This window comes from Flavobacterium plurextorum (assembly GCF_024638035.1).
Lineage (GTDB): Bacteria > Bacteroidota > Bacteroidia > Flavobacteriales > Flavobacteriaceae > Flavobacterium > Flavobacterium plurextorum.
On record NZ_CP100442.1, the window covers coordinates 487,787 to 508,243 of the forward strand.

Below are 20,457 nucleotides of genomic sequence, written 5' to 3' on the forward strand. Positions count from 1 at the left end.
TAAAAGTCTAAATTTATGTATTTAAAATCAATACTATAAATGTCTGTCTATAAAAAAATAACTATTGGAGTAATTTCTCTTTTTGTACTTGTAATTCTGACCAACATTAGTCTGAATTACTGGATCAAAAAACAGCTTCCAATTATTATTCACGAAAATAACAAAACAGCTTACAACATCAATTACGAAAAAATTGAAGTTTCTCTTTTTTCCCGTAATATCTATGCCCAAACATTATTAGTAAGTCCGAAAAACGAACCAAAAGATAGTAAAAACGGACTTTTTTCTAAAATTGAATCAGTTACAATTAAACATTTTAATATTTGGGATCTAGCTTTTAGAGATATTATTCAGGCCGAAAGTATAATCATCAATAAACCGCGTGTTATTTTATACAAAAAAGGCGAAAAACTTTTAAACGACAACAAAAGCATCAAAACCCAAATCATTGAACCTTTTCGAGAAATAATTGCTGTTTCAAACATTTATCTTAATGACGGAACGGTGGATGTTGTTTCTTTAGATACGGAAAAACCAATTTTAAGCATCAAAAAAATCATCCTAAAATTAGAAGGAATTCTGTTGACAGATGCCACTTTAAAACAAAAAATCCCGCTGCAATATAAAACGTATGCGCTGGTTATTGATAGTTTGTTTTACAGACCAAATGCTTTTTATCATATCAATATCGGTAAAATAAGCACGGAGAAGAACTTTTTAAAAATCAACAACTTCTCTCACCTTCCTCAATTCAATCGACGAGAATTTATTAAACGATTAGATCAAGAAAAGGACATTTATACCTTAAAATTCGATTCGGCACAAGTACAAAAAATGAATTGGGGTTTTAAAAACGATCGCTTTTTCTTCAAAGCAAATTCAGTTGTGATCAATCATTTTGACGCCAATATCTATCGCGGAAAAATGCCAAAAGATGATCTGAGTAAAAAATATCTTTACAATCATTTATTGCGAAATATTAAATTCCCACTCCAAATTGACACTTTACAAGTTCTGAAATCAAAATTGGTTTACGAAGAAGAAATTGATTTCGCCAAAGGTCCTGGAGTTTTAAATTTCGACAAATTCAATTTGCAGGCAGTCAATTTAAAAAGTGGTTTTGGATTGAAAAAAACCGATGATGTCAAAATTAAAGTGAAATGTCTTTTCATGAAAAACTCTCCGCTAGATGTTGATTGGAGTTTTAATGTTTTAGATAAAAAAGACAGTTTTCATATTCAAGGTGTTATTTCAAACTTTAATATTGCTGCCATGGGACAATTCAGCAAACCTTATATGAATGCTTCCTTTACAGGAAATTTTAATAAATATCGCTTTGATTTCTAAGGAAATGACAACATCTCAAAAGGAAATGCATCTCTAGATTATGATGACTTAAAGGTGAAATTATATAAAAAGGAAAAGCCTGAAAAAGAAGCCAAACTCAAATCAGCGATTGCAAATTTACTGGTAAAAAATGACTCAAAAGACAAAGCAAAAACTGCTGATATTGAAATTGAAAGAATTCAGGAAAAGTCATTTTACAATTTTTTATGGCGAAGTATTGCAGAGTCTTTGAAGAAGATTTTGATTTAGTTTTGTTTAAACTCAAGGTATTTACCACAATTTTGTCATTCCGAGGAACGAGGAATCTTTGTAAGAAGCTCTACAAAGTATTTCATATTAGTAAATCAATAATCTTAAGAAAAAATATGATTCAAAAAATCTAAGTCTGGATTAATTGTTTTAATCAATTCTATTTTCTTATCTCTAGTCCAGCCTTTTATCTCCTTTTCTCGAATAATTGCCTCTTGAATCCACATAAATTTTTCGTAGTACAATAAAAATTCAACTTTATATTTTGAAGTAAAAGTTTTATTTTCTCCAGTGACATTTTCTTTATGCTGGCATAGACGAACCCTTAAATTGTTTGTTACCCCGGTATAAAATACGGTTTTAAACTTATTTGTTATAATGTAGATGTAATAAGTGTGATAGCCTTGTAATGATTCCATTCAATCAAATTAATTATTTGTTCCAATCCTAGAAACAAAAATAAAAAGATTATTCTTACTTTTTCTGCATAAAAATAAATAAACAATTGTGAATCTGCATGCGGAGTTACTTACGAAGATTCCTCGTTCCTCGGAATGACAAAATTGAGAGCGACCTAATGGCGGAAAAACTTTCTCAACAATCTACAAACCTGATAATTATCAGGTTTTTAAAAATTATTTTTTTTTTCATTTGCTTTTATTTTAACCTGAAAACAAATGACAAAAACACCTTTGCATACTTTCCATATTCCGGTAATGGGACTTGCCTATACGATAGACAGCCCAATAAGAGTGGCTAAATACGGGATTTCGTCTGTGGTTTCAATCGCTGATGACGATCTAATTGAAAAGATGCGTAATTTCTACAGCACTAAATTCAACATTCCATACGAAGAAATAAGTCAGAAATTTCACGATTATCGCGCTGAAAGAATTACTTCTTACTTAAATTTAGTCGACAAAATTGTAAAAGAAAAATTCGAAACTTTTAAAACCGAATTAACAGAAAGCAAAACGGCTCTTGAAAATTTCATGTCGATGCTGCCTAATACTTCTGATATTAAAAAAGGTTTCCAGAATTTATTGGATGATGGTATTTCTTTTAAAGAAAACATTCAAAGTTATATTGAATCACATCTTTTTCCAGGAGAAATTGACGTTAACATTATGACAAAACTGGACAAAGATAATTTTATAAAAAACGAACAGCTTCCAATTGAATTTAATGATGCTCACGCGGCTTTAAGAGGTTTTGCAAATAGTAATTTAGAATCGTCTGTTGTACTTTCTGCTGGAATGAATCCGAGATTGTACAGCTACTTTGAAAACTTCAAAGATTTTTTTCCAAATGAAAAGAACGAACTAAAAAAGAAAATTATTCTAAAAGTAAGTGATTTTCGATCGGCTATGATTCAAGGTAATTTCCTTGCTAAAAAAGGACTTTGGGTTTCTGAATATCGAATTGAATCTGGATTAAACTGCGGCGGTCACGCTTTTGCCACTGACGGACTCTTATTAGGGACGATTTTAGAAGAATTCAAGCAGAAAAAAGAGCAATTGGTACAATCTGCTCACGATTTAATGATTAAGGCTCTACAGCTAAAAAATCAAGCTTTTCCAGAAAATCCTTTAGACCTAAAAATTACGGTTCAAGGTGGTGTTGGAACTGCTGAGGAGCATGAATTTTTATTAGACCAATACAAAGTTGATTCTGTGGGCTGGGGAACTCCATTTTTATTAGTTCCAGAAGCTACTTCTGTTGATCAGGAAACCCGAAATTTATTAATGAAAGCCAAAGAAAATGATTTGTATTTAAGTCATATTTCGCCTTTGGGAGTTCCGTTTAATACTTTGCGCGGCACTTCAAACGAAGTCTTAAAACAAAAACGTATTCACGAAAATAAGGCAGGAAGTTCGTGCCCGAAGAAATTTTTAGCATTAAGCAAAGAATATGATCCTCACGGAATTTGTACGGCTTCAAAAAAATATCAGGATATAAAACTAGCAGAACTAGAAAGCGTAAAAGATACTTTATCTGCTGATGCATTTGAAAAAAGTAAAATGAAAATCACTGAAAAATCATGTTTATGTGTTGGTTTAGCAAATGCTTCATATCTTGAAAATGATATAAAAATAAAAGGTCAAGCGCAAGGCGTTGTAATTTGTCCAGGACCAAATATGGCTTATTTTGATCAGGAAGTTTCACTGAAAGAAATGGTACAGCATATTTATCAAGGCAAAACAATTTTAAGAACTAATGACCGCCCCAATCTATTTGTGAAAGAATTAAAAATGTATGTTGATTATTTTAGAAATGAGATCGAAACAATCTCTGGCGAAGTAAGCACAAATCAGCTTAAAAAATGGAATTCTTTTAAAACAAATATTTTAGATGGAATTGAATATTATCAAAATCTATTTTCATCTACTTTCTATTTTAAAGCTGAGGAAGAAAAAATCAAAAAGCAATTCGATTTTTATAAATCAGAATTAAACGCAATTTCAATACCAACTTTACAATTAGCTTAAAACAAAACCCCGATCAAGATATCTTAATCGGGGTTCTTTATTTAAACAGAAAAAGCAGTTACTCTTTTTTCTTTTTACTATCAATAATTGCACCTGTTCCGGCTCCAACTCCTGCTCCGGCTAATCCGCCTATAATTGCACCTTGTCCTTTTTTCTTACTGACAATTGCTCCAGTTGCTGCTCCTACTCCTGCACCAATTACCGCGCCTTTAGCTGCAGAACTCCAACCTTTCTTTTTAGCTGGTGCTGGTGCTGCTGTTGTCGCTGCAGCAGTTCCATTTGCTTGCTGATGCACAACAACAACTTTTTCTTTTTCAGATTCAATTTTTTGTTCTTCTTTAATCTTAGCCATTTCAGTCTTCATTGAATCGATAACTCGCTGCTTGTTAATCTCAACTTTCATTGAATCAATACTGGCTTGTTTGGCTTTATTTATATCTTCTTTATTTTGATTCTGACAAGAAGTTAAAAGTATTACCGCTAATAAAATATATAAGCCTTTCATGATTGTAGTTTTTAATAATTATACACTACAAAATAAAGGATATCTGCTATAATGCTTATTACAGAATTTTTTGGAAAGTTTATATGATTTGAAGATTATGGATTCATTGACAATTTTATGTTATTTCGAGGAATGAGAAATCGTATTAGTTGCTCCGCAAAGAATGTCACTAATATTTGTCGAATTTCTAGTGCGATTTCTCGTTCCTCGAAATGACAAACAATAACGAATATTACTTTCCTAAAATTCCTTTTTTCAAAATTTGCCCAAAGTCATACATATCCTCATAAGAGCAATACAAAGGAACTGGCGCCAGACGAATTACGTTTGGTTCACGCCAATCTGTGATAACTCCATTTTTCATTAAATAATCGAACAAGCTTCTTCCTTCTCCATGTAGAAAAACAGACAATTGTGAAGCTCTTTCTTCAGGATTCGCTGGCGTAATAATTTCAAAAGTACTATCAACTTCCTTATCAATTTCGTGCAGAATAAATTCTAAATAAGACGTAATATGATCCCGTTTTGCAATTAAAGCATCCATTCCAACCTCAGCAAACATCTCTACAGAAGCTAAATAGGGTGCTAATGACAACACTGGAAGGTTACTAATCTGCCATCCTCCTGCTCCTTGAACAGGATCAAAGTTTGGTTCCATTTTAAAACGACGTTCTTTATTGTGTCCCCACCAACCTGCAAATCGTGGTAAATCTGGATCGCTGTGATGTCTTTCATGAACAAAAACTCCCGAAGCATTTCCAGGTCCTGAATTCATATATTTATAACTGCACCAAGCGGCAAAATCTACATTCCAATCGTGAAGTTCTAATTTGATGTTTCCAGCTGCATGTGCTAAATCCCAGCCTACTTTCGCTCCTGCTTTTTGTCCAGCTGCAGTTATGGTTTTAATGTCGAAAACTTGTCCAGTATAATAATTTACACCTCCAATTAAAACTAAAGCCAATTCGTCGCCAACTTCTTCGATTTTTGCTAAAACATCTTCAAGACGAATATTGTGCTCGCCTTCGCGTCGTTTAATTTCTACAATGGCATCTTCTGGTTTATATCCATGAAAATGAACCTGACTCTGAAACATATATTGATCTGATGGAAAAGCTTTTTCTTCGCAGATAATTTTATAACGCTTTCCTTTTGGCTGATAAAAAGAAACCATCAATAAATGAAGATTTACGGTTAAAGTATTCATAACGGTAACTTCTGACGGAAGTGCTCCCACAATTTTACTCAATGGTTCAGCGAATCTTTCCTGATAATCCCACCAAGGTTTCTCTGCATAAAAATGACCTTCAACAGCTAATTCTGCCCAGTCATTCATTACCTCGTCTATATAAGCTTTTGTACGTTTTGGTTGCAATCCTAAAGAGTTTCCAGTGAAATAAATTACTCGTTTATCATTTACTTTTGGGAAAATAAATTGATCTTGATAGTGATTCAATGAATCTTGAGCATCTAATTGTTTCGCGAATTCGCGTGTATTTTGAAAAGTCATTGTGTTTTTGTTTTGGATGCTAAAATAACAAAAATTGTTTATTTTGTTTCAAGTTTAAGGTTTCAAGTTGATATGCTTCGTGGTATTTAACTGCAAAGTTCGCAAGGTTTTTTGTTCCGTTTGTGTTTGCCAAATGCATAAGAACGCAAAGCTTTACGAACTTTGCGGTTAAATCGCATAACGAACATCAAACTTGAAACCTGAAACTTGAAACCATTAAAAACAGAAAACCCGACAGATTCTAAAAAAACTGTCGGGTTCTTATTTTGAAAATAAATTCTAATTAAAGAATTAACATCGCATCTCCGTAAGAATAGAATTTGTATCCTTCTTTGATCGCTTCGTCGTATGCTTTTTTCATTAAGTCATGACCACAGAAAGCAGAAATCATCATTAATAATGTTGATTTTGGTGTGTGGAAATTAGTAATCATACAGTTTGCAATACTAAAATCGTGAGGAGGGAAAATAAATTTATTTGTCCATCCCTCATAAGGATTTAAAGTATTTGCAGAAGAAACAGAACTTTCAATTGCACGCATAGAAGTTGTTCCTACAGCACAAATACGTTTTTTCTTTGCTTTTGCTTCATTTACAATGTCGCAAGCCTCTTGTCTGATGATTAATTCTTCAGAGTCCATTTTGTGTTTAGATAAATCTTCAACCTCAACTGGATTAAAAGTTCCTAAACCTACGTGAAGTGTAACCTCAGCAAAGTTTACTCCTTTGATTTCTAATTTTTTCAAAAGGTGTTTTGAAAAGTGTAAACCAGCAGTTGGTGCCGCTACAGCTCCTTCTTCTTTTGCATAAATTGTTTGGTATCTTTCAGCATCTTCGGCAGTAACCTCTCTGCTGATATATTTAGGAATTGGAGTTTCTCCAAGTTCTGTCAATTTGTTTCTAAACTCTTCGTAAGAACCGTCATATAAAAAACGTAATGTTCTACCACGAGAAGTTGTATTATCAATTACTTCGGCAACTAATGAATCGTCATCGCCAAAATAAAGTTTATTACCAATACGGATTTTTCTAGCTGGATCAACTAAAACATCCCATAAACGCTGCTCAGAATTTAATTCTCTTAATAAGAAAACCTCAATTCTTGCACCAGTTTTTTCTTTGTTTCCGTACAAACGTGCAGGGAAAACTTTTGTATTGTTAAGAATTAAAACGTCTCCGTCATCAAAATAATTGATAACATCTTTAAACATTTTGTGCTCTATTGTTTGTTTTTGACGGTCAATTACCATTAAACGAGATTCATCTCTATTTTCTGCCGGAAATTCAGCCAAAAGTTCTTTCGGTAAATTGAAATTGAAGTGTGATAATTTCATATTTGAAGTTAGATTTTAAAATATCAATCTTAGACTTTTTTATCTAAAATTTTAAATCGCTTGCAAATATACGATTGTGAGATAGGCGTTGTCAAGTGTTTTGATGTTTATTTTCAAAAGTCCCTGATTTAGTGGAGTTTTCAGAACCATTAAAAATGTTTTTTTTATCATATAAGTTAGATAAGTTCATTTAATTTGGATTTCTTAAACAAAAAAACCTCTGGTTGAAACCAGAGGTTATATTATTAATCTTTATTAAGTCCTTTATTTAAAAGAACTTATATAGTACAATTTGATTACAATTCTGAAACTTGAAAGTTTAAAGCCTTTAAATCATTCCAAAAATCTGGATATGATTTTGAAACTACTTCGGCATCATCAATAATAATTGGCACTTTTATAGCAAGCGGTGCAAATGCCATTGCCATACGGTGATCGTTGTAAGTTGCAATATGAACATCTTGATTAATTTCTCCAGATCGCAATAAAGTCAAACTGTCATTAGTTACAGAAATATTGGCTCCTAATTTTGTAAGCTCAATTCTTAAAGCTTCAAGTCTATCTGTTTCCTTAATTTTCAGTGTATGAAGACCTGTTAAATGGCATCCAATTCCTAAACCTAAACAAGTTACTACAATTGTTTGCGCAATATCTGGTGTATTATTCAATTCAAAATTTACATCTTCATATGCAAAACCAACTTGTTTTTCCAATGTCATTTGATTATTTTGGAAAGTAGTTTTTACACCCATTTTTTCATACAGAGAAACTAATTCTGAATCTCCTTGCAAGCTGTTTTCTTTATAACTGCTTAAAGTTATTTTTGCAGCATCAGCCAAAGCCACAAGGCTAAAGAAATACGACGCAGAACTCCAATCAGATTCTACAACCATTTCTTTTGATTCAACAGATTCTTTAGGATAAACTTTTATTACATTTCCTTCAAAACTAGTTTGAATATCTAAATCTTTTAGCAAAGCCAAAGTCATTTTGATATACGGAATCGAAGTTATTTCTCCTTCTAAAGTTAACTCTAAACCATTTTCTAATTTTGCCGCTACTAACAAAAGTGCAGATATATACTGACTGCTTACATTTGCCGCTAAAGTAACTTTTGAAGCGGTTACTTTTTTTCCTTTGATTCGAATTGGCGGATAACCAACTTCTTTTTCATATGAAATTTCAACGCCTAATTGTGCCAAAGCTTCAACTAAAATTTTAATCGGGCGCTCCTGCATTCTGCTTGAGCCTGTCATTACCACTTCTCTGCCTTCATTTACTGCAAAATATGCTGTTAAAAATCGCATTGCCGTTCCAGCATGGTGAATGTCAACAATTTCGTCATTTCCTGCCAGCGCTTTCTGCATTACTTCGCTGTCATCAGAGTTTGAAGTATTGGCTAATGTGATATTTGGAAACAATGCTTTTAGTAATAATAAGCGATTTGTTTCGCTTTTAGAACCCGTAATATTTAGTTGCGAATTATCAATCGTAAATTGTGAATTCGTGCTTAATTTTAAATTCATGATTTTAGTTATGAGTTGCGAATTGTGAGTGACATAATTCGAGTGCGCAATTTACCACTCCTCGCTCGTAAATCAAAATCTGCGATAAAATTTCACAATTATTTCAATTTATCGTTGTTTTTGTGACGATCTTTATCTCTAACCGATTTTAAGTCCATTTTTTTATCAAAAGCTGCTTGTAAATCAATTCCTGTTTGGTTCGCCAGACATAGAACAACGAAAACAACATCGGCCAATTCTTCCCCTAAATCTTTATTTTTATCACTTTCTTTCTCAGATTGTTCTCCATAACGACGAGCAATAATTCGAGCCACTTCGCCTACTTCTTCTGTAAGCTGAGCCATATTTGTTAATTCGTTAAAATATCGAACACCGTGTTCTTTTATCCAAGTATCAACATCTAGTTGTGCATTTTTCAAATCCATCTTTAAGCTTTTTTTAGAACAATTTTTTCATTTTGACTAGCAATCATTTTTTGAAACATAGTTTTCAATGCATTGTAATCTTCAGCTGCAAAAATACTATTGTTAATGTCTTTTGAAAAGCTAAATTGGATTTTGTTTCCCTCGTTTAAAATATTTAATGATAAACTTATAGACTTATCTTCGAGAGAAAGTCTAGTTGATTTTGGCAGCATTTCTACAATATAACCTTGCGGAATTTCTAAAATTGCAAAAACTTTCTCTTGTGTAGGATATCCAAAATAAACCCCCATTTGTCTATCTTCCTGTACAAAAGGATTTTTTGACTGCGTATAGAACAACATGGGACTTATATATAATTTCCCTCCTATCATTTCTACAAAATTATCAGTTTCAAAACTGAAGGCTTCTATAAGCGGATCAGAAATATTGGAGATTTTATTAGTTACTAAATAATCTGAAATCTTCAGATTGCCAAGCTGTTGCTCCAATTTTTCAAGATAATTCTCCTGATTTTGTTTTCCGTTTTCAATTCTAAATTTATAAGCTTTATAATCTGTTCTTTGAATTCTAATTTTTCCATCAATTTTTCCATTTTCATTAAGCCTAAAGCTTATATTGACACTTTCTTTTGAAGGTTTTGCAGGAACTAAATCAATTTCTTTTGACGTTCCGTCGCTCTTAATTAATCTTCCTTTCCAGTTTAAAACATTTAAAGGAAGTATGTCTGGTACTGTGAATTTTCTAGATGCATCTAATAAAATTTGCTTTCCATCAATTTCAACTGCTGCAATTACATAATTAAATCCAGTCCTTGTAGGATAAATTGGGATTCCATTTTCAATTGTGCTCACCAAAACAGGATTCGCTTCTATTCCTGCCCATTTCAACATATTTAAGAGTATAAAATTGATTTCTGCAATATTTCCGGTTTGATCTTTATATGCTTTTTCAATTCCTTTATCTGTATATAAGCTATTAATTTCATTCCAGTTCATTTTATTCTGAACGAACTGAAAAATAGCATTCATTCTGTCATTTTGAGAAGAAATATTTGCAACTACTTTTTTTACGTCTTCAATCAAAAAACTATTATTACTGAGTTCTTTTCCAAAACGATCTTCTTTAAAAATAGTAGTAGCTACACCTTCCCATGTTATTGTATAATCCTTTACAGGCTCATCCGGCATTCGTACACGTTCTAATTCATGTTTGATACAGCCTCGATAATTCTCTATATTATTGACATAGGGTTCTTCTTTTAGCGCAGGTATGTTTTTTCCAGAATAAACCGCATTAATCTGCTTGTAAGTCATCACACGACTTTGGTCGTATTTATCTGTAAAATTCTGACTTCCCATTACAATTTTTGAATCACTTTCTAAGACATGATTACCAACTAAAAGACTTTTATAGATATAAAATTCTGGAAACTCTGTTTTATATTCAAAATAATTTAAAGGAATACTATATTGAAAATCAAAATCAGGAAATTGAACAATGTTTTCAGACTTTAAAACGTATTTATATTCTATCACAGATCCAACTTTTACATTTGGGAATGTAATTGATTTTTCATTCCAGTATTCGTTAATTGTCTTCTTGAACAGCGCTTGATTACCAAGCTTTGTTTTTTCAATTTTTCCATCTTCAAGATTGTACGTGACAGCATTTGAAAATGTTAATAATTCTTCATTTAAATTCTGATAGCCAACATAATAACGCACTTTCTGATTTGCCCATTTGAGGCCTTCTTTTTTGTATATTTTGATTTTAAATTCATAAGTATGAATTGCAGAAAAACCTGTTTTCCCATTATAGTTAAAAACTGTTTTCCCTTTTTTAAATAAAATCGCTGCTGGAGCAGAAGAATCTGCAGGGTGCATTTTTTCCTGTAATTCGTCAATAGTGACTTTTCCAAGCTCATACCTTTGCGCTTGGATATCAAAACTATTCCACAAGAATGCTGTACAAATCAGAAGAAATCGCAACATACTAAATACGTTTTAAAACTATTTTTTCTGTTTCTTTTGCAACCATCGCTTTATAATAATCTTTCAACATATCATAGTTTTCAGCAGACACAATTGCTTCATTGATTTGATGTGCAATTGTTAACTGAAGAAAATTTCCGTTTGCTGCTATATTGTATTTAAAAGTCCCTAAATCACCTTCCATACTTACAACACTTTGAGCTGGTATTGTTTCAACTGTAAATCCTTCTGGAATTTTAATGGTAATATTATATTTTTCTAAAAACGGAAAACTAAAATCTACCGGATATTCACGAGCTTCTTGCTTGAACGGATTTTTATCATTGGTAAAAAACAACATTGGGCTAACGTATATTTTATCTCCAATTAATTCACATAAATTTGATCCTGTAAATGAGTAAGACTCAATAGCCGGCAACAAAATTTCTTTCTCATTTGTTCTTTTATATTCGCTTATCTCGATTTTGCCATTTTGATTTTCCAATTTCTCAAGATAATCTTCTTGTTTTACGCTATAAGAATTCTCTCTTTTAACCATTGCATTATAATCTGTAGATTGTCTTCTTGCTTTTCCTGAAATTTTACCATCGGCTTCAATGGTATAACTTAGAGAAACAGCATCACTTGATGTTTTACTCGGCATTAAGTCAATCTCCTCAGAAGTTCCGTCTTTTCTAATTAATCTTCCAGACCAGTTTAGAGCTCTTAAAGGCAAAACATTTGGTGTAGAATATTTATCTGTGGCATCTATTAAAATATTTCCATTTGGTGTTTCTACAGCTGCAATTACATAATTGAATGCTGATCTATTAGGAAACAATGCAATTCCGTTTGATCTTGTACTTACTAAAACTGGATGCGCTTTTAATCCAGAATGGCGCAGCATTGCAGTAAGCATTAAATTAATATCGGCTATATTTCCTGTTTTTTCTTTGTATGCTTTTTTAACTCCATTTTCACAGCCATAACCTGTATAACCATTCCACTTTACATTCGACTTCACATGATTAAAAATTGCCCAAATTCGTTCTTCAGGTGTATTTAATCCAGCTAAAAGTTTTGTTAAATCCTCTTCAAAATAGCCTGTTTTATTTAGCTCTGGACCAAAATCATCATATTCATAAATTGTTTTCACAACTGAATTCCAATTTGTAGAATATTCTTTCATTGGTGAATTTGGAAATTTTGTGGCCGATAACTCATACTGAATACTTGATGTATAATTATCAATATTATTAACATAATCTTCTTCCTTCATCGCAGGAAAATCAACTGCCACATAAGTAGTTTCAGTTTCCATATACTCTACTTTATCTCTCGAAAACTCAGTCACGGTAGCTGTGCCGTCATTTCCTCCAGATCTTTCTTTAGTAGTAAATGTTACCGTTTTTGGATTCTTAAGAGTCGTTACTTTAGGAAAAACATACCCTTTTTGTCTTGAATTAAAAACATAATATTCAGGAATATGTACTGAAAACTCAGAATAATTTACAGGGATACTGGTTTGAAAATCCCATTCTCTTATCAATCGATCACTTGGACATTTGATTGTATATCTAAATTCGATTACTGAGCCTTCTTTTACATTTGGCATTGCAATTTTCTTTTGCCCTTTGTATTTAGAAATCACTTCATCAAAAGTACCATCGCTTTTAAGTTTTGTTTTTTCAATTTTACCATCAACTAAATTATAAGTAACGGCATCTGTAAAAAATACGCGTTCTTTTAGGTTAGTAGTATTCCAATACCAGACTGCTTGATTTGCCCAGCTGTAACCTTCTTTTTTATAAATTTTGATTCTCGTTTCTACATCCGTTAAGGTAACAAAACCATTGCTGGGATCATATTCAATTCTGGCTTCTCCTTTTGTGTACAAAACAGCAGCTACTGCCGATGAATCTTTGGGATGTACCTTTTGTTGTAATTCTGCAATTGATACTTTCCCTAATTTAAAATCCTGTGCGCTTATTTTTGAAACAAACAACAACAGAATTGATAAACATAAAGGTTTACTAAATTTCATTTTGGTTAGTTTTTGGTTAGTTTTTAGTTAATATAATTTTAGCATTATCATTACGCGACACTTGCTCCATAAAAAGTCTATATTCATCATATTCTTTACTAGAGTATTTTCCGCGATTTAGAAACATAGACCTTTTATAGGTTAGCTTATTATTTTCTTTTTTAATTATCTCTGTTTTATATTCTCCGAATTTTCCTTTAAGCTCATAATTTTGAGGAAGGAATTCGATACTGAAACCGGCAGGAAGATTTATTTCAATTTCATCTGTATCTAAGTAACCGCGCTGAATTTGAAATGGATTTTTACGGTTTCTTATTCGCTTTACATTTTCAGAATTTTGATTGAAGGCATCAACAGCAAAAATCATTTTATTTCCTGTTACAGCACCATAATTAGTTGCGGTTAACTGTACATCTTCAGAGAAACGAATGTTTTCTTTATCGTTTTCAAATGCTATTTTACCTAATTTGATGTTGTTTATGTTTTCCCAGTACTTTTTATAATGCGCTTCTTTTTCTGTAGGCTGCAGTTTTTCAATTTGTTGTTTAGTTCCGTATTGAGAACCTTCAGAAACAATATTTACTTTACCTGAAAAAATGCCATTTTCATCTAAAGAATAGTTTCCTTTACTGAATTGAGTATTATCTTTTGATTCATAAATTTTTGTTCTGATTATTTCGCCTCCCTCAGGTTTAATTACGATAACTTTTCTATTGTCTGTAAAATTTGCCTGATATCCAAAAGGATCCTGTTGACTCGTACATTCTAAAAAAACATATTTATTGTCATTTGGTACGCATAAAATCGCATGATTTCCTTCTATCGAAAAGAAATCCTCATCAATATCTCTTAAATCACGATCACCATATAATTCAGTATAATATGATGGAACTCCTACAACATCTAAAAGTGCCCTTGTATAATTTGATAATGCTTTACAATCTCCATAACCTAAACGATCAACATCTGTCGCCAGCATAGGTTTGAATCCTCCAATACCTAATTGAATACTCACATATCTGGATTTCTCCTGCACATATTGATAAATAATTTTTGCTTTTTTTATAGGATCTGATTCATTTCCCGCAAGTGACTTTATCTTAGTTTTGGTTTCCTCAGGCAATACTATTGTTTCTGCTAATATTTTTTCTGAAAACCACTTTCCATACTCCTTCCAGTCTTTTGCATTTCCATCAATTCCTTCTAGATTAAAGTATTCAAGACTCATAACCACTTTTGGATACAATTCATTAAATGCAGGACTATAATCCTCAGGTCTTTGAGCTGTAATGTTTTTTGCGGTATATGAAAGTTGGCTTTCTGTATCATCTGTTTTTTTTATATCAAAAACCGACAATAGACTTTCCTTCTTTCTAAAGCCAAGATTATTAGGATATTTTACATTTAAAATAGATTTTTCTACACTTACAAAATATTGATCTAAAGGATACCAACGCGGAAGAAAAGCCGTATTTGAAGTTTCAGTTTCACTGGTATAGACTATTGTAAAAGGATATGAGGTTGGAGTATAATCTAAATAAATATATCTAGCATCTGAAGCAAGTGTAACTCCATCTACTGCACTGACATCTTTAAAATCTTTACGTTTGATTTTTTTAACCTCACCACCAAAGGCATCATAGACAGTTGCTTCAATATTTTTGACAGAGCTTCTTTTATTATAATTTTCAGAAGCACTTACAGCTCTTATGCCTTTTTCATTTAATACTGTAACAGCTCTCAGTGTTTTAATATTCATACTTCGCTGTGAAACAATAGTAATATCCGTTTGATCTAAACGAACAACGGCATTGGCATTCTCTTTTAAACTGTCTGCAATGGTTAAAACAGAATATTCACCCTTTTGAGCAAAAGAAATGGTGGCAAATGAGAAAAAAAATAACGCAATAAAAGCGGTTTTCATTAGTAAGTAATTTCGTCAAATATATATTATTTTTAGAAATTCTTAACATTTGTCTAATGATTTTTTAATCTCTGTTTTTACTGTCTATTAAAATAGTTACAGGACCGTCATTTATAAGACTTACCTTCATATCTGCACCAAAAATTCCAGTTTGCACTTTTTTATTAAACTCTTTTTCTAAAGATTTTACAAAGTTCTCATACATCGGAATCGCAAATTCAGGTTTTGCAGCTTTTATATAAGATGGTCGGTTTCCTTTTTTTGTAGAGGCGTGAAGTGTAAATTGGCTAACAACAATTATGTCGCCGTCGATGTCCTGAACTGAGCAGTTCATAACATCATTTTCATCACCAAAAATTCTCATTTTAATGATTTTTCCTGAAAGCCAGTCAATATCTTCCTGAGTATCGGCATCTTCAATTCCAACTAAAACCAATAATCCTTTTTTAATGTCGGCTGTCTTTTCTCCGTCAACAGTAACGGAAGCTTCTGAAACTCTTTGAAGAACAATTTTCATAAATTAAAATATTATTTTGGTAGTAGAATGACCTTTTTAAAGTGTAAAATGCTGGTTATGAAATGTAAATGACTATTTTCTTGTTTCATCACTTGCTGCACGATCATCACCATAAATATCAGTTCGGTAATGTTCTTCATCTCCTTCCAATATTTTAAGATAACTATTGTAACGCGACCAAGCAATTTCGTCTTTTTCTAAAGCTGCTTTTATAGCACAATGCGGTTCTTCTTTATGTAAACAGTTGTTGAACTTACATTGATCCTTAAGCTTAAAAAATTCTGGAAAATAACCGCTGATTTCTGTTGGTTCCATATCGACAATTCCGAAACCTTTAATTCCAGGTGTATCAATAATTCTAGCATCAAATGACAAATCATACATTTCAGCAAAAGTTGTAGTGTGCTGTCCTTGCTTGCTTTGTTCTGAAATTACTGTGGTTTTTAAATGAAGACTTGGTTCCATCGCATTCACCAAAGTTGATTTCCCAACTCCAGAATGTCCCGAAAACATGCTGACTTTACCTATCATCATTTCTTTCAGTTTATCAACGCCTTTATTTTCTGTTGAAGAAATTCTGAGGCATTTATATCCTATTTCGGTGTAAATATGCTGTAAATAAAGCTGATCGTCTAATGTCTGTTCATTGAGTGTATCAATTTTATTAAAAATAAGAACAGCTTCAATTCCGTATGCTTCGGCAGTAACCAAAAAACGATCAATAAAGCTTGTCGTTGTTGGCGGATTATCAATTGTAACCAACAAAAAAACTTGATCTATATTAGAAGCAATAATATGAATCTGCTTAGACAAGTTAACCGATTTACGAACGATATAATTTTTTCTTTCGTGAATTTTATGAATTGTTCCCGTTAAGGTATCTGAAGTTTCTTCTAATTCATAATCGACAATATCGCCTACAGCAATAGGATTAGTACTTTTAATCCCTTTCATTCTAAACTTCCCTTTCATGCGGCATTCGATAAAATCGCCTTTTTCAGATTTTACGGTATACCAACTTCCTGTAGATTTATAAACGGTTCCTGTCATTCTATAATTTTAGATATCAGATTTTAGTCCCGAAAGCTATCGAGAAAAAGGCAAAATTACGTTTTTAGAATGGAACAACGTAATTTCGCCTTTTAAATTTGAAAGACATCCTTTTAATTTGCAGACTTTACCAGATAATTTCGGCTAAAGCTTGATTCTCTTTTATTTTCCCTAACTGAATTGTTTTTAAAGTTCTGGAAGTTTTTCCTGCTCTCGTAATATAAATTTCGACCATTAATGTTGCCGGACCATTTTCTGTTAATTCAGTTTCTCCAAAATAATTGGTTTTAATTTGATATTTCCCTTTTACCGCATTTCTGATTATATATTGTTCCGGGCCATAACCCTCGGTAAAATCTTTAGAAAATCTTCCTCCAATTTGTGTAGAAGTATGGCTGTAGTAACATTCTTCATTTGTTGGTTCAATTACATGCAAATCCAAATCAACATCCATTTGGTTCCAGTTCATAATGACTCTGATATCAACTGGCATTTTAGCAAGGTACTTTTTATCAAGCTTACCCGTTTTTATGCTAGAATGTGCTGTTATCATACGATTAACATCCATTAAAATAATATCTTCTACACCTTCATACTGACCGCTCATTTCTCCATAATAATTCACTTCAAGTGCTTTAATTAATTCATCAAAAGCTTCTTGATATTTTCCAGCATCTTCTAGTGTTAAAGCATAATCTCTAAAACTCTGCGGTTCATGTTCTCTCCATTTTACGACTTGTTTTGCGGTAAAAACTGCATCATTATAATCTTTCCACTGACGCAAAGTATACGTCAAAGTTTTATAAAGCTGATGATTCTCTAAGCCTAAATCGGCAATATTGCTAATGATCAGCAATGCTTTTTTAAGATCGCCCTGATTGTAAAAAAAGTGAGCTGCATCAAAATAAAAACTTGGGTTTCTTTCTTGCGATTTTCTCAGTTCAAAATACAAATCGTATTGTTTTTCTTTTGGCGCTTTTGCTAAAGCTTTCAAATACAATCGATCTGGATTCCAACTTTTTGTTTGTACAATTCCACTATTTGAAGACTGCTTTTTCGTTGTTATAATAATAACGCCATTTGCCCCTCTGCTGCCATAAGCAGCAATTCTAGACGCATCTTTCAAAACATCTACTGTATCAATATCATCTGACTTTAAATCGGTCAATTCACCCTCATAAAACTGACCATCAACTATAATTAAAGGCTTTTTTGAATCTCCAGCCAAATAACCTCTACTGAAATTTAAATCTTGTGAAAGGTCTTTGCTTTTTGAAGCATTTTCTGGGAGATAACCTGCCACAACTGTTTCTTGTAATTTAGCGGCATTCGTCTCTTTTTGTATTTCTTCACTGCCTACTTTTTTATCTTTTAATTCGGTAATTTTTGGCACATCCTCAGTAACCTCTTGCGCTTTTGCAACCACAGGCGCAACAAATTTTACCTGATCAGCCTTTGGCGGAGTAGATGTATTATACACAGCATTATCTTCCACAATAACAGTTGAAACTGATCCTGCTCCAACAGGTTCGTCTATTGTTACAGCAGCGTCAGGATCTCCTTTTATAGTTTCAGTTCCAACTATAGCCTCAGTTCCAATTCTTATATCCCCATTTCTGCCTTCAGCACTTGGCGGCGGCGGCGGCCCTGGAACTTGTCTTTTGTGTTTATACTTAGATGCTATTTTTTGTCCATTATACTTAAGATTCTTTTTCCACCAAACATTTAATCCATTAAAATAACTTTCTATATTGTCCGAATTACTTTTTTGCTGAGCCACATTAGTATCATGTTCCTGTTTTTTAATTCTGTCAAATTCAGAACGTAATTCTGCTGGCGGAATAATATCGTACATAATATAATCTCTCACATTTTCCAGAACAATCAGTGAAGTATTTTTGGTTACAATGCCGAATTTCTTTCCAAGAAACTCGATTTCATCTGCGTTTTTAGCATATTGCAATTCAAAATTGGCAATTTTTTTTTGCGCCCAAAGTTTTTCAATATTTACATCAGCAGAACTTTGAACAGCTGCATCAAGCGTAATTTTCTTTTCTAAAACAGCTTCATTATTATAGCCGAATAATAAAGTAATTTCATTTTTCGGATTCAAAGAAATTCCTGAAAAACTAAAATTCCCTGAAACCGGAGTTCCTTCCATTGGAAATAAATCAGTTGTCGTTAAATTTTCTTTTATTCCTAAAAATTTCAAACTCGCATTCGTTAATTTATCTAGAGCAGTTTCAACACTTATCTGATTTAAATTGATAAAGTTCCCTCCCGTTTTCATTGCCGAATAATTCAGAAAAGAAAAATCAGCAGATACAGAAGAAGTAATAGTATAAACCTGCTTTTTAGTTTTTGGCAGAAGGTTTTCACTTAAAGAAGATAATCCATCAGAGAAAAATAAAAACTCATCCTGATTTTCAAAACTAATTTGCGAATAACGCGTTCCACCATCGTATTTTGTATTTTCTAAAACGGTTTTTAATTCAGTCCAATTTCCGTTAGAAATCACAAATTCTTTTTGCTTTTCGAAAGTGTAATTTAAAAAGTACAAAGTCACTTTTGTATTTTTATTTTTTTGAAAATAGGCATCAAGCAAATCCAATTCTTTCTTTAAATCTCGGTTTTTACAGCTCAATGAATTATCCCAAATCAAACCAATTGAAGCCGGATTTTTTTTAGCAATTTTATTTCCCTCTATAAAAGTATTTCCATAAAAATAATATTGTCCGCCAGCATCCTGCATCACAACACTCGGGATATTTTGCTGAATTGGAATTTTAATAACTATTTTTTCTGCAGGCTCATAATTTTCTTTTTTTACGGATGCCTGAAAAGATTGGTTCCATTTTGAAAACGAAATTTCTTTCTCTGAGCTCTCAGTAACAATTGGCGCAGTCGAAGTTCCCAAAACTGAAACGTTAATTTCAAACTGATCTAATTTTTTCGGAAAACGGCTTACCAATTGATACGCCAGATTATCTTTATCAAAAGCCGAAAGTTCTTCTTCATAACCAATAACAACAGTTCGTTCTCCATTTGGCATCAACGGATAAATTCTTGTTTTAAAATTATTTCCATCTACTTTTTCTAACAATCCCGGATCGACACGACGATGCTCAATAGCTTCAAAAACTTGTTTCCCTTTATTTTTATTCACCGGAACTGCTTCACGTAGTTTGCCATTGATGTCTATCGCATATCTTGAAACTGAAACATTTTCAGGCAGTGGAAAAATAAGTTCTGCTTCCATTTGACGAGTTCCCGAATTAAAAAAATGCATTTCAGCAGTCGTATAAGCAATGTTTCCTACCACTTTTACATTCACAAAAAGTTTATTCATTCTTACTTTTTCAGCTTCTTCTCCTTTAACGGTAAGTTCAGGACTTTGTGCGAAAGTTTTCGTTCCAATAAAAAACAGAAAGAAAAGCAAAACATTCAAATTCATTTGAAAACTGCCAGGCGCAGACGAAAACAATTTTAATTTCATGACACAAAAATTAAGGTTTATATTGTTATAGAGAACAAAAGACATTAAAAGGTTGGGAAGATAATTATTTTA

At 32.3% G+C, this 20,457-nt stretch carries 15 protein-coding genes; 3 read left to right on the plus strand and 12 right to left on the minus strand.

Features of this window, described 5'->3' with window-relative positions; all coding sequences use genetic code 11:
* Nucleotides 1–39: 39 nt before the first annotated feature.
* Entirely contained in the window at nt 40–1,347 is a 1,308-nt protein-coding gene (locus NLG42_RS02375; protein ID WP_257682897.1) for a hypothetical protein, read from the plus strand.
* A gap of 54 nt (nt 1,348–1,401) precedes the next feature.
* Entirely contained in the window at nt 1,402–1,596 is a 195-nt protein-coding gene (locus NLG42_RS02380) for a hypothetical protein (protein WP_257682898.1), read from the plus strand.
* A gap of 104 nt (nt 1,597–1,700) precedes the next feature.
* Here the strand turns inward: NLG42_RS02380 and NLG42_RS02385 are convergent, their stop codons facing one another.
* Complete coding sequence (locus tag NLG42_RS02385) at nt 1,701–2,015, minus strand: GIY-YIG nuclease family protein (protein WP_257682899.1); 315 nt, start codon at nt 2,013–2,015, stop codon at nt 1,701–1,703.
* A 258-nt stretch (nt 2,016–2,273) separates the two neighbouring features.
* Here NLG42_RS02385 and NLG42_RS02390 point away from each other — a divergent pair, with 258 nt between their 5' ends.
* Nucleotides 2,274–4,085, plus strand: a complete 1,812-nt coding sequence (locus tag NLG42_RS02390; protein ID WP_257682900.1) for a hypothetical protein — start codon at nt 2,274–2,276, stop codon at nt 4,083–4,085.
* A 58-nt stretch (nt 4,086–4,143) separates the two neighbouring features.
* Here NLG42_RS02390 and NLG42_RS02395 read toward each other — a convergent pair whose 3' ends face one another.
* The 11 genes from NLG42_RS02395 to NLG42_RS02445 form a co-directional block, all read right to left on the minus strand.
* Nucleotides 4,144–4,590, minus strand: coding sequence for a YMGG-like glycine zipper-containing protein (locus NLG42_RS02395; protein ID WP_099718089.1), 447 nt, complete (start codon nt 4,588–4,590; stop codon nt 4,144–4,146).
* 232 nt (nt 4,591–4,822) lie between these two features.
* Nucleotides 4,823–6,100 carry a kynureninase gene (kynU, locus tag NLG42_RS02400; RefSeq protein WP_257682901.1) on the minus strand — a complete coding sequence of 426 codons (1,278 nt, stop codon included), beginning with the start codon at nt 6,098–6,100 and terminating at the stop codon, nt 4,823–4,825.
* A 283-nt stretch (nt 6,101–6,383) separates the two neighbouring features.
* Nucleotides 6,384–7,433 carry a tRNA preQ1(34) S-adenosylmethionine ribosyltransferase-isomerase QueA gene (gene queA, locus NLG42_RS02405; RefSeq protein WP_089054258.1) on the minus strand — a complete coding sequence of 350 codons (1,050 nt, stop codon included), beginning with the start codon at nt 7,431–7,433 and terminating at the stop codon, nt 6,384–6,386.
* Between the two features lie 296 nt (nt 7,434–7,729).
* The gene (locus NLG42_RS02410) at nt 7,730–8,959 is read right to left on the minus strand and encodes a 3-phosphoshikimate 1-carboxyvinyltransferase (protein WP_089058475.1); all 1,230 of its coding nucleotides are present in this window, start codon (nt 8,957–8,959) and stop codon (nt 7,730–7,732) included.
* A 98-nt stretch (nt 8,960–9,057) separates the two neighbouring features.
* Entirely contained in the window at nt 9,058–9,384 is a 327-nt protein-coding gene (locus NLG42_RS02415; protein ID WP_012022600.1) for a nucleotide pyrophosphohydrolase, read from the minus strand.
* 2 nt (nt 9,385–9,386) lie between these two features.
* Nucleotides 9,387–11,375: a DUF3857 domain-containing protein gene (locus NLG42_RS02420; RefSeq protein WP_257682902.1), complete on the minus strand. Its 1,989-nt coding sequence runs from the start codon at nt 11,373–11,375 to the stop codon at nt 9,387–9,389.
* A gap of 1 nt (nt 11,376) precedes the next feature.
* The gene (locus tag NLG42_RS02425; protein ID WP_099718086.1) at nt 11,377–13,398 is read right to left on the minus strand and encodes a transglutaminase domain-containing protein; all 2,022 of its coding nucleotides are present in this window, start codon (nt 13,396–13,398) and stop codon (nt 11,377–11,379) included.
* A 16-nt stretch (nt 13,399–13,414) separates the two neighbouring features.
* Nucleotides 13,415–15,322 carry a DUF3857 domain-containing protein gene (locus NLG42_RS02430; protein WP_257682903.1) on the minus strand — a complete coding sequence of 636 codons (1,908 nt, stop codon included), beginning with the start codon at nt 15,320–15,322 and terminating at the stop codon, nt 13,415–13,417.
* 64 nt (nt 15,323–15,386) lie between these two features.
* Nucleotides 15,387–15,839 (minus strand): D-aminoacyl-tRNA deacylase, encoded by a 453-nt coding sequence (gene dtd, locus NLG42_RS02435; RefSeq protein ID WP_089058471.1) that lies wholly within the window; start codon nt 15,837–15,839, stop codon nt 15,387–15,389.
* A 72-nt stretch (nt 15,840–15,911) separates the two neighbouring features.
* Nucleotides 15,912–16,889 (minus strand): ribosome small subunit-dependent GTPase A, encoded by a 978-nt coding sequence (gene rsgA / locus NLG42_RS02440; protein WP_089058470.1) that lies wholly within the window; start codon nt 16,887–16,889, stop codon nt 15,912–15,914.
* A 127-nt stretch (nt 16,890–17,016) separates the two neighbouring features.
* A complete protein-coding gene (locus NLG42_RS02445; protein WP_257682904.1) occupies nt 17,017–20,385 on the minus strand; it encodes a VIT domain-containing protein in 3,369 nt (1,122 codons plus the stop codon).
* Nucleotides 20,386–20,457 lie beyond the last annotated feature (72 nt).